This is a genomic window from Rheinheimera sp., assembly GCF_020217005.1.
Taxonomy (GTDB): domain Bacteria; phylum Pseudomonadota; class Gammaproteobacteria; order Enterobacterales; family Alteromonadaceae; genus Pararheinheimera.
In genome coordinates this window covers 1-10,000 of sequence record NZ_JAIWOI010000308.1, presented here as the reverse complement: position 1 = coordinate 10,000, position 10,000 = coordinate 1, and the positions used below count along the sequence as shown (strand labels likewise).

General features: G+C 46.8%; 10 protein-coding genes. 4 read left to right on the top strand and 6 right to left on the bottom strand.

From position 1 onward, the window contains the following. From LDL40_RS15060 to bfr (LDL40_RS15050), 3 genes are all read right to left on the bottom strand, one after another. Positions 1-347: hypothetical protein (locus LDL40_RS15060; protein WP_300996248.1), on the bottom strand; the 347-nt coding region annotated here is incomplete at its 3' end. 450 nt (positions 348-797) lie between these two features. Then, positions 798-1,265, bottom strand: a complete 468-nt coding sequence (gene bfr / locus LDL40_RS15055) for a bacterioferritin (RefSeq protein WP_300996247.1) — start codon at positions 1,263-1,265, stop codon at positions 798-800. A gap of 2 nt (positions 1,266-1,267) precedes the next feature. Next, positions 1,268-1,744 carry a bacterioferritin gene (bfr, locus tag LDL40_RS15050; RefSeq protein WP_300996246.1) on the bottom strand — a complete coding sequence of 159 codons (477 nt, stop codon included), beginning with the start codon at positions 1,742-1,744 and terminating at the stop codon, positions 1,268-1,270. A 310-nt stretch (positions 1,745-2,054) separates the two neighbouring features. On the opposite strand from bfr (LDL40_RS15050), the gene LDL40_RS15045 reads away from it, so the two are divergent. Next, a complete protein-coding gene (locus LDL40_RS15045) occupies positions 2,055-2,750 on the top strand; it encodes a VC0807 family protein (protein WP_300996245.1) in 696 nt (231 codons plus the stop codon). Positions 2,751-2,786: 36 nt separating this feature from the next. On the opposite strand, the gene LDL40_RS15040 is transcribed toward LDL40_RS15045, so the two are convergent. Together LDL40_RS15040 and LDL40_RS15035 are read right to left on the bottom strand one after the other, a co-directional pair. Beyond that, positions 2,787-3,959, bottom strand: coding sequence for a cystathionine beta-lyase (locus tag LDL40_RS15040; RefSeq protein WP_300996244.1), 1,173 nt, complete (start codon positions 3,957-3,959; stop codon positions 2,787-2,789). Positions 3,960-4,010: 51 nt separating this feature from the next. Then, positions 4,011-4,781, bottom strand: a complete 771-nt coding sequence (locus LDL40_RS15035; RefSeq protein ID WP_300996243.1) for an EAL domain-containing protein — start codon at positions 4,779-4,781, stop codon at positions 4,011-4,013. A 215-nt stretch (positions 4,782-4,996) separates the two neighbouring features. On the opposite strand from LDL40_RS15035, the gene ubiD reads away from it, so the two are divergent. The 3 genes from ubiD to fre are packed head-to-tail and all read left to right on the top strand — an operon-like array spanning position 4,997 to position 7,494. Then, entirely contained in the window at positions 4,997-6,508 is a 1,512-nt protein-coding gene (gene ubiD / locus LDL40_RS15030) for a 4-hydroxy-3-polyprenylbenzoate decarboxylase (RefSeq protein ID WP_300996242.1), read from the top strand. Further along, positions 6,505-6,783: a 2Fe-2S iron-sulfur cluster-binding protein gene (locus LDL40_RS15025; RefSeq protein ID WP_127687904.1), complete on the top strand. Its 279-nt coding sequence runs from the start codon at positions 6,505-6,507 to the stop codon at positions 6,781-6,783. The genes ubiD and LDL40_RS15025 overlap by 4 nt, the downstream gene beginning before the upstream one ends. A 15-nt stretch (positions 6,784-6,798) precedes the next feature. Beyond that, on the top strand, positions 6,799-7,494 hold the full coding sequence (fre, locus tag LDL40_RS15020) for an NAD(P)H-flavin reductase (RefSeq protein ID WP_300996240.1): 696 nt from the start codon (positions 6,799-6,801) through the stop codon (positions 7,492-7,494). Positions 7,495-7,568: 74 nt separating this feature from the next. Here fre and LDL40_RS15015 read toward each other — a convergent pair whose 3' ends face one another. Continuing rightward, positions 7,569-9,596 (bottom strand): S9 family peptidase, encoded by a 2,028-nt coding sequence (locus LDL40_RS15015; RefSeq protein WP_300996238.1) that lies wholly within the window; start codon positions 9,594-9,596, stop codon positions 7,569-7,571. Between the last annotated feature and the right edge of the window lie 404 nt (positions 9,597-10,000).

The following is a 10,000-nucleotide window of genomic DNA, read 5'->3' as shown; positions in this document are numbered from 1 at the left end:
TTGATCTCGGTGTCGCTATAAGGTTCAGTGCGCTCAGGTAAATCTGTTGCCAGCAAAAAAGCCAGCTCAGGTTCAATACTGTACTGCTCTGCTTGTTGTTCAAACAGGCAAAGCTCGCCTTGCTGCAGATGAGCTATAGGCGCCAGCACCCATTTATCGGGTCCTGGCATCCCAGCTTTCCAACCCAGCACAGGCCAATCCAGTTCAATGAACAGCCATTGCTGAATCGCAAAAGCTTCAGCCAGAGAAGTTGGACGTAACTCTGCTGGCAATAAAGGTGCGGCTTCAGCACGCTGTCGATAATACGCCAGCCGGGCGGCAGAGCGTTGAATTTGTTCTGGAGTCACTACTTGAATCCTTTTTAGCTGGATTGACAGCATCCATAGGGCTTTGTACTTTAAGCCGCCTGCGGCTGTAGTTCAATGGCAGAATGAAAGCTTCCCAAGCGTTATACCCAAGTAACTTCAAGATGCAGAATTCAGCGGGAGATAAAACCCCTCTAGGCAAGGCAGCGGTTGGAAGCTTTAGTGGTTCTAAAGCGACAACAGTTAACGCGGCATAAAGGTCTTTTAGACCCGCCCCTTGGGAGTCGCTGGGCGATTGCTCTGCGGTGTTAGCCTGTCTCACAAGGTAGTCGACAGTGCTTCGCCATGCTGCCTTGCATTGCAAGCGCCCAACGGCTCTGAAACTCGCATATTGAGGTCACTTGGGTATATAGTCCCGCCACCCGCTGCAATTTCTGACGACTTTAAACAGAAAAAGCACCCGAAGGTGCTTTTTGCAAACAGACAACAGCCTTAGATTTGCGACTGAATGTAGTTACGCAATCCAATCAGCTTGATCAAACGCAGCTGTTGTTCCAGCCAATGGGCGTGATCGTTTTCGGTGTCGTCCAATAAAGTCATCAGTAAATCTCGGGTGACATAATCCTGCACTGACTCACACAAAGCTATGGTCTTCTTCAGTAAAGCACCCACCGAATACTCCACGTTTAAATCGTTTTGCAGCATGGAAGGCACGTCAGTACCCACCTGCAGCGGATCACGTTTGGATAAGTCCGGCGTGCCTTCTAAGAACAAAATACGTTCAATCAGCGCTGCCGCATGAGCTTTTTCATCCGTGACTTCGTGGTCAATACGCTCGAACAGTTTGCTCAAACCCCAGTCGTGATACATACGGGAATGGATAAAATACTGATCCATAGCGCTGAGTTCATTCGACAGCAGCTCGTTTAAGGCGGCTATAACCTGTGTATTACCTTTCATTGTTAGTCTCCTGAACCCATTTGGCTTTGCAGATAATTTTCCAGACCGACCAAACTAATTTGTTGCTGCTGAGTGTCAATCCAGTCGACATGCTCTTCTTCGTGCTCCAGAATTTCCTGCAGCAGTTCGCGGCTGACATAATCCTGATGCTGTTCGCATAATTTGATGGCATCACGCAACAAAGGCAGCTGATCGTGCTGGAAATCCAAGTCACACTGCAGCATTTCTTCGGTATCTTCACCTATACGTAATTTGCCTAAAGCTTGCAGGTTTGGCAGGCCTTCGAGGAATAAAATACGCTCAATCAGCTCGTCAGCCTGCTTCATGTCTTTGATCGATTTTTTATAACAAACCGAATTAAGCTGAGCCAAACCCCAGTTTTTATAGATACGGGCATGTAAAAAATACTGATTAATGGACGTTAACTCTGAGGTCAGCACCTCATTCAGTTTAGCGAGCACTAAAGGTTGGCCTTTCATAGCAAATACCTGCAGATTCAAAATTTGTGTTTATTTTAGTCGAAACACAGGATAAATCAATAAAAAACCAATAAAATCAATGAGATGACATTGCGAATGGTTCGCTTTAATACCAGAGTTCTTGCTAAGTTTTTACAATGGTCAGCAAATCAGTTACTTAAAGTTGGCTTTAGCCGCGAAGACGAATCCGCCTTTTCATCGAACCAAGACGACTATTCAGCGCGATACTGCTTAACTACAGACAAATCAGATATACTCGAGTCCAAGCTAAGGCGTCATCAGAATAAAACAGGCAGTAAGGCTGGAGTTTATGAGTCAGACAGAAAAGAAAAAATCTTCAGGTTTTTTAGTTAACCTGCTCTTTAACATCGTTATTCCCACGCTTATTTTGAGTAAATTAAGTGAAGATCAGCAATTAGGCCCGGTTTGGGCTTTAGTGGCCGCTTTGGCTTTCCCTTTAGGTTTTGGCCTGTGGGAATTACAGCAAAGTAAAAAGGTAAACTTTTTATCTGTGTTGGGGGTCATTAGCGTATTACTGACAGGAGGTATCAGCTTATTGCAGCTCGACCCGGCTTATATAGCGATCAAAGAAGCGGCAGTGCCCGGCATTATTGCGCTTATGGTGTTAATTAGCCAACGTAGTAAGTATCCGCTGGTGAAGAAAATCCTGTTGAACGACGAGCTGATGGATATAGCCAAATTGGAGGCCAGCTTAAAAGCCAGGAATGCGGAACAACTCTTTGCTACCAAGCTACAAAACTGCGCTTATCTGGTGGCAAGCTCTTTTGTTGTGTCGTCAGTACTAAATTATGGTCTAGCCAAATATTTACTGGTCAGTGCGCCCGGCACTGCAGCCTTTAATGAAGAACTGGCGCAGATGACAGCCTTGAGTTATCCGGTGATCGCTTTACCTTGTACCGTTATGCTTATGGTGGCTATTTGGTATCTGTTTAGCCAGATAGGTAAAGTGACAGGCGAAAGCATCGAATCTTTTTTACGGCAGTAACAAACGACAAGGCGCTGTGTTGACAGCGCCATTTTACTAAACCAAGAGGTTAAACCGCTCAAAAGCCGCTGCTAAATCAGCGATTAAATCTTCGGTATCTTCCAAACCAATATGCAATCGTAGCAATGGCCCGCTATAAGGCCAACTGCTGGAGGTTCTGAGTTTCTGAACACTTAAGTTTGGAATAATCAGACTTTCATAGCCGCCCCAGGAAAAGCCCATTTTAAAATGCTGCATGCCTTCTATAAAAGCAGCCACAGCTTTGGCATCCCCTTGTTTTAATACAAAAGAAAACAAGCCATTGCTACCGGAAAAATCACGCTGAAAAATCTCATACCCGGGGTTTTCTGGCAAAGCCGGATGACGCACTGTTTCCACTTCAGGTCTTTGCTGTAACCACTTCGCCACTTTTAGTGCGTTCGCTTCATGCTGAGCTAATCGCACTTTTAAGGTCCGCAAACCCCGGCTAGCCAGATAGGCATCGTCAGCTGAAGCACAATAGCCCATCAGATAACTGTGTTCGCGCAGTTGTGGCCAATGTTTTTCGTTGGCAGTAGCGATACCCAGCATGGCGTCTGAGTGCCCTACTATGTATTTGGTCGCCGACTGAATACAGATATCCACGCCCAAAGCATAAGCATCCAGCAGCACTGGCGTGCCCCAGGTATTATCCAGCATCAGCACTATGTTATGTGCTTTTGCTACTGCGCTAATAGCCGGAATGTCCTGTAGCTCCATTGTCAGAGAGCCCGGAGATTCCAAAAAAATCACTTTGGTATTGGGCTTAATAAGCGCACGAATACCAGCACCAATCAAAGGGTTATAATAAGTTGTTTCTATACCCAAACCTGCCAGTAACTTGTCGCAAATAGCCCGGGTTGGTTCATAGGCCGTGTCGACCATCAGCAGGTGATCGCCTTGTTTTAAAAAGCTCAGTAAGGCGGCGTTAATAGCTGCAGCGCCACAAGGGTATAAAGCACAACCCGCTGAACCTTCCAGATCACAAATCGCATCCTGTAACGCAAAATGAGTGGCAGTACCACGGCGGCCATAATAAGGCACTCGGTCTCCACGATGAGCTGTCGCATGTTTCAGCTCAGCCATAGTGTCAAACACAATAGTAGAAGCCCGCACTACAGGTGGGTTGACGGCAGAGCCCGTCCATTCTTTACCACGGCCAGCATGGATCAGTTGAGTTGCTTTTTTCATAAGAAAGACCTTAGACATCCAGATGTCTGATAATCTACAGCGTTTTCTCGCTTAGCGCCAGCCGTTGATCTCACTATGAGTTAACAGCTTTTCCAACTGAGGTTTCGCAAAGTAATAACCCTGAAACCATTCAATACCCAGCTGAGCCAGGTAATCCAACTCAGCTTTACTTTCTACACCTTCGGCCAGTACTTTAGTACCCAGCTCAGAGCAAACGGTCAAAATTCCCTTGAGCACAGCTTGTTTTACTGTGTCCTGATCAATATCGCGGATCAACCCCATATCCAGTTTCAACACTGCAGGTTTGAGTGAAGTCAGCCAAGCTAAGCCCGCATAACCGGAACCAAAGTCATCAATAGCAGTAATAAAACCTCGCTTGGCATAGCTTTCAAAAATACGCTTAAGTTTGACCTGATCAGTAATTTGCTCGCCTTCTGTCACTTCGAACATAATTTGAGTGATATCAAAACCAAACAGATCACCAGCTTCGATGGTGGCACGAATACAGGTTTCCGGATTATAAACAGCGTTAGGCAGGAAATTGATACTCAACAGTTTTTTTAAGCCTAACCTGGAAGCTGTTTCTATAGCTTTTACCCGACAAGCCTGATCAAAATAGTATTTATTACTGTCATTGATTTGCTGAAATACCCAACCAGCCCCCTGGCCTTCCGGACCACGAACCAACGCCTCATAACCAACGATGTCTTGTAAAGTCCAGTCTATGATAGGTTGAAATGCCATCCGTATTTCAAAGCCAAGCGATTGGCCACTTAAACAATCCATGCAGCTTTGTTGTTTAATTTGTGCAGGAAACTCCATAAAACTGACTCCGCAGTAGGCTCTGTGTTTCACCTTAGATGACAGCACAGATAAAACGCAAGTCTGTTGCGCTCGGCTCCACCTGATATATGTCAATTTCAGGTTGGTCTTATCGGACTGTTGCTGCGTATTGGACTGGGACTTATCACCGCATACTCTGGTTTGCCTAAGTCAGCCATGTATAATAACCCCACACCAAGCTGAGCCCGAGCCTTATGAAATATAAAGACCTGCGTGACTTTATCAGTCAGCTGGAGCAACGTGGATTGCTCAAACGAATTTCGATGGAAATCGACCCTTATTTGGAAATGACCGAAATTGCTGACCGGACTTTGCGCGCCGGTGGCCCTGCGTTGTTGTTTGAAAACCCCAAGGGTTTTAATGTACCTGTACTGGCTAACTTATTTGGCACGCCAGAGCGTGTGGCTTTGGGTATGGGCCAGACAGATGTTTCGGCGCTGAGGGAAGTAGGTAAGTTACTGGCTTTCCTGAAAGAGCCAGAACCACCAAAAGGTTTAAAAGACGCCTTCAGCAAGTTTTCAATTTTCAAACAAGTGCTGAATATGCCAGCCAAAGAGGTCAAGCGAGCCCCCTGCCAACAAGTAGTACTTACTGGTGATCAGGTCGATTTAACCAAAATTCCTGTGATGACCTGTTGGCCTGGCGATGCCGCGCCTTTGATCACCTGGGGTTTAACAATCACTAAAGGCCCACATAAAGAGCGGCAGAATTTAGGTATTTACCGCCAGCAAGTGCTGGGGAAAAACAAAGTCATAATGCGCTGGTTATCTCATCGGGGTGGAGCTTTAGACTTTTTAGAATGGCAAAAAGCCAATCCAGGTCAGCGCTTTCCGGTGTCTGTCGCCTTAGGCGCAGATCCGGCTACTATCTTAGGTGCGGTGACGCCAGTGCCTGATACTTTGTCTGAATATGCTTTTGCCGGTTTATTGCGGGGTGATAATACTGAAGTCACCCGTTGTATCAGCAATGATTTACAAGTGCCTGCCACGGCGGAATACATACTGGAAGGTTATATAGAACCAGGAGAAATGGCAGCAGAAGGCCCGTATGGCGATCATACCGGCTATTACAATGAAGTGGATTCCTTTCCTGTCTTTACAGTGACTCATATCACTCACAGAGAAAATCCGATATACCACAGCACTTACACGGGCCGTCCACCTGATGAACCAGCAATTTTAGGTGTGGCACTAAACGAAGTTTTTGTGCCTATACTGCAAAAACAATTTCCGGAAATTGTAGATTTTTATCTGCCACCAGAAGGCTGTTCTTACCGGATGGCTGTAGTGACCATGAAGAAACAGTACCCAGGCCATGCCAAACGCGTGATGATGGGCGTCTGGTCTTTCCTGCGTCAGTTTATGTACACCAAGTTTGTTATTGTCTGTGATGATGATATCAATGCCCGTGACTGGCAGGATGTGATCTGGGCTATTACCACCCGGATGGATCCGGCACGGGATACGACTTTAGTGGAAAACACGCCAATAGATTATCTGGATTTCGCTTCGCCAGTCTCAGGTTTAGGTTCAAAAATGGGCATGGACGCGACCAATAAATGGCCAGGTGAAACCAGCCGTGAATGGGGTGAACCTATAGTGATGGACCCTGCGGTTACAGCCAAAGTTGATACGATCTGGGCTGAATTGGGTATAGTTCCCGCAGAACAATCAGTAACCAAATTAAAGGTGCCGGGCCAAAAATGAGTCATCAGGTGACAGTATTACCAAGCGGCCTGAGTTTTCAGGTAGAGACTAATGAAACAATACTCGATGCGGCGCTGCGCCATGGCATCGACTTTCCGTTTCGTTGCAAACAGGGGGTCTGTACCTCCTGTGTTTGTCGTCTGCGCTCTGGTACTGTGTCCTATCTGCCTCCAGAACCTTTGTCTGATCTGGATAAAGCGCAAAACTTTACTTATTGTTGTCTGGCTTATGCCGAGTCAGATTTGACCTTACACCACCCTTTTATTCGTGGCTAAGCCGCAGGATTATTCATGACCAAAGTGATTTGTACCGTCGATAAAATTCAGCCGTTAACCTCTGGAGTACATCAGGTTTTGCTGACTCCACAACAAAAAGTGGAGTTTAAAGCCGGCCAGTATCTGCAGCTGTTATTAACTGAACAGGACAAACGCCCTTTTTCAGTGGCCTCTATTCCAGGACAGGCACAGCTCGAGCTGCAAATTGGCGGTGCAGTAGCAGACCAGTATTCAGGTCAGGCGCTGGCACACCTACAAAGCAATGGTCAAGTGACTGTCGAAGTTGGTTTAGGCCAAGCCTTCTGGCGCGAAGACAGTCATAATCCTATTTTGTTACTGGCCGGTGGCACTGGATTCTCTTATGTCTATAGCATTGCACAGGCCATCGCAGCGGCAGGCGTGAAAAGGCCAGTATTTTTATACTGGGGTGTGCGTCACGAAGAAGCCTTATATCATATGCCTGAACTGCAACAATGGGCCTCAACCCATCATGACTTTAAGCTGGTGCCAGTAGTACAAAGTCCTTCCGATAACTGGCAAGGCCGCTCAGGCTTAGTGCATCAAGCCGTACTGGAAGATTTTGTCTCGCTGGAAGCCTACGATATTTATATTGCAGGCCCTTTCCCTATGGTAGGCGTAGTACGCGACGCGTTCCTTGAGCAAGGTGCAAAACGCGAGCAGATGTTTGCCGACGCTTTTGCCTATATCTGAGTCACTCTCTAATCCACAAATTAAAAGGGCCGCCTTATGCAAAGCGGCCCTTTTTTATTGACTGTGTTCACACTCTACTTTTTATGTTTGTTAAACCAGTAGGTGATGTAGGCAGGCTTAGCCATCATGTTGCTTGGTCTGATATGGATACCATGTGAGGCGCCAGGGATCCGCACCATAGCGGTTTCAACGCCCCGCAATTGTAGCGCCTGATAAAACTGCTCAGTCTCAGAAATAGGTGTTCTGTGATCGGATTCACCTGTCATCAACATAGTTGGGGTTTTGACATTGCCGACGTAACTGATAGGTGAATGTTTCAGGTAGTGTTCTGGTTTTTCCCACGGCATACCAGGGAACCAGTACTGGCTGAAGTAATTGTACATATCAGCGTTCAAAACAAAACTAAACCAGTTGATCACCGGATTCACAGCCACAGCTGCTCTGAATCTGTCGGTATGCCCTACTATCCAGCTGGTTAATAGACCACCACCACTGCCACCGGTGGCAAATAGCTGCTCTGCATCTATGAAACCTTTAGCGACAGTGGCATCCACTACATCCATCAGATCGTTATAGTCTTCACTTGGAAACTTATGGTGAATTAAATTGGCAAATTCCATACCGTAACTAGTGCTGCCTCGAGGGTTGGTGTACAACACCACATACCCTTGAGCCGCCATCAACTGCAATTCCATCGCAAATACAGGGCCATAGGCAGTATGAGGGCCACCGTGAATTTCCAGAATTAACGGATACTTTTTGGTTTTATCGAAGTTGGGCGGCAATATCAGCCAGCTTTGTAACTTGCGCTGATCAACAGACGAAGTCACCCAAAACTCTTCTACTTCACCTATATCACGGGCTAACTGTAAGTCTTTGTTCAGTTCCGTCAGTTGTTTCTTTTTACCGTCCTGCCATAAGCCAAGTTCAGCAGGTGCCTGTGTCGACATTTGGGTAAATGCGATATCACCATCATCCGACACAGTAAAACTGCCGCCGGTATAAGGACGGCTGTAGGAGCTACCACCCACCTGTTCAACCAGCACCTTACGTTTGCCGATCAGTGGCTGTATAGCTATTTTACCCTGAGCCTGATCGTCGTACTGAATATAAAGCGCATCGCTGTCAGCATCCCAGCTGAAGCTATCTATAGTCCTGTCCAGATCTCCAGTCAGCGCCTTCACTTCACCGGACTGCAGATTTTTGACGTAAAGCTGGTCAGCCTGATGGGCTAGTTTCTTATCATCATAACCAAGATAAGCTAACCACTTACCGTCAGCAGATAAAGCAGGTGAGTGATCAGGACCAAAACGATCGGTCACCTGGACCAGATTTTTATCGGCGATAGTCAGCTTATACACTTCACTATTCTGGGCCTGAGCTCTTTTATCGGATTGACGATTGGCTGAGAAATAAAAGGCTTTGCTGTCCTTTTGCCAGCTAATTTCACCGCCGTGATCAAAATCGCCGCTGGTCAGTTGTATGGGTGTACCACCCTCTGCAGCCATCAGATAGATATGTTTATAACCTGCAGGTAAATAGCCCCGGCCATCGGCACGGTATTGCATAGTATCGATATAAACAGGGTTTTTGGCCCAGTCATTTTGTTCGGGCTTGCCAGGTAACGTCACAGGACTTGCCGCTTTTTTTGGCGTAAACATCGAAAAAGCCAGCCATTTACCATCTGGTGACCAGCTTAAATCGGAAGGAGAAGCAGGCAAATGGCTAACCTGACCACTTTGGCCGCTGTCCATCCAGCGAATATGAATTTGTGGTTTGCCAGAAACTGTTGAAATATAAGCCAACTTCTTACCGTCTGTTGACCATAGAGGGGAGCTGATATCCGCTTGTTCTGATACTAAAGGCCGTAACTGACCGGTTTTGGTATCACTTAACCATAAAGACCCGATACGTTTGTCCAGTGCCTGATCAAAACGATTACGCACAAAGACCACCTGATCACCATTACTGCTGATCTGTGGCTCTGAGACAAACTCTAACTGGAACACATCTTCATACTGCAATGGCTGTTGTGCTGCCATTGCGCTCAGACTCACGCCTGTCATTGCTGCAAAAACAGCAGTTTTAATCAATAAATGCACCTGAACCTCGTTATTCTGATTATGGGTTGAGCAGATACTAGGTTGGGTTTGATGACTATTGCCAGAGTGATGCGGCTAATGGGGGTTGAAAGGCGTCAATTACCGAACGCATAGTGGTAATTGTTGGTCGTTTAAGAGCGAATAGATGCTGAATTTAGAGGCGGTGAACTACTTTATTGCGGGCGTCCGGCCCTCCACCTTCGGGCCGGCTGCGCCGTTCCAGTTCGTTCCGGACGTTTTTGTGCTCACCCCGTCCTGGGATTCAAATGAGGAGACAGCGGGTCGTCTTGTCCGGCCACTTGCAGAGCGTGCGGCGTGAAACAGGCGTGACGCAAAACTGTTTGCGTCCCGAATTCCCTGTTTCACCCTGGCGGTGAACTACTTTGCTCACCCCATCCTGGGAT

Bases quoted from the DNA above. Each gene is read 5' to 3' on its own strand.
- LDL40_RS15045 (WP_300996245.1), top strand. From the start codon at position 2,055: ATGAGTCAGACAGAAAAGAAAAAATCTTCAGGTTTTTTAGTTAACCTG.
- ubiD (WP_300996242.1), top strand. From the start codon at position 4,997: ATGAAATATAAAGACCTGCGTGACTTTATCAGTCAGCTGGAGCAACGT.
- LDL40_RS15035 (WP_300996243.1), bottom strand. From the start codon at position 4,781: ATGGAGTTTCCTGCACAAATTAAACAACAAAGCTGCATGGATTGTTTA.
- LDL40_RS15025 (WP_127687904.1), top strand. From the start codon at position 6,505: ATGAGTCATCAGGTGACAGTATTACCAAGCGGCCTGAGTTTTCAGGTA.
- LDL40_RS15040 (WP_300996244.1), bottom strand. From the start codon at position 3,959: ATGAAAAAAGCAACTCAACTGATCCATGCTGGCCGTGGTAAAGAATGG.
- fre (WP_300996240.1), top strand. From the start codon at position 6,799: ATGACCAAAGTGATTTGTACCGTCGATAAAATTCAGCCGTTAACCTCT.
- bfr (WP_300996247.1), bottom strand. From the start codon at position 1,265: ATGAAAGGTAATACACAGGTTATAGCCGCCTTAAACGAGCTGCTGTCG.
- bfr (WP_300996246.1), bottom strand. From the start codon at position 1,744: ATGAAAGGCCAACCTTTAGTGCTCGCTAAACTGAATGAGGTGCTGACC.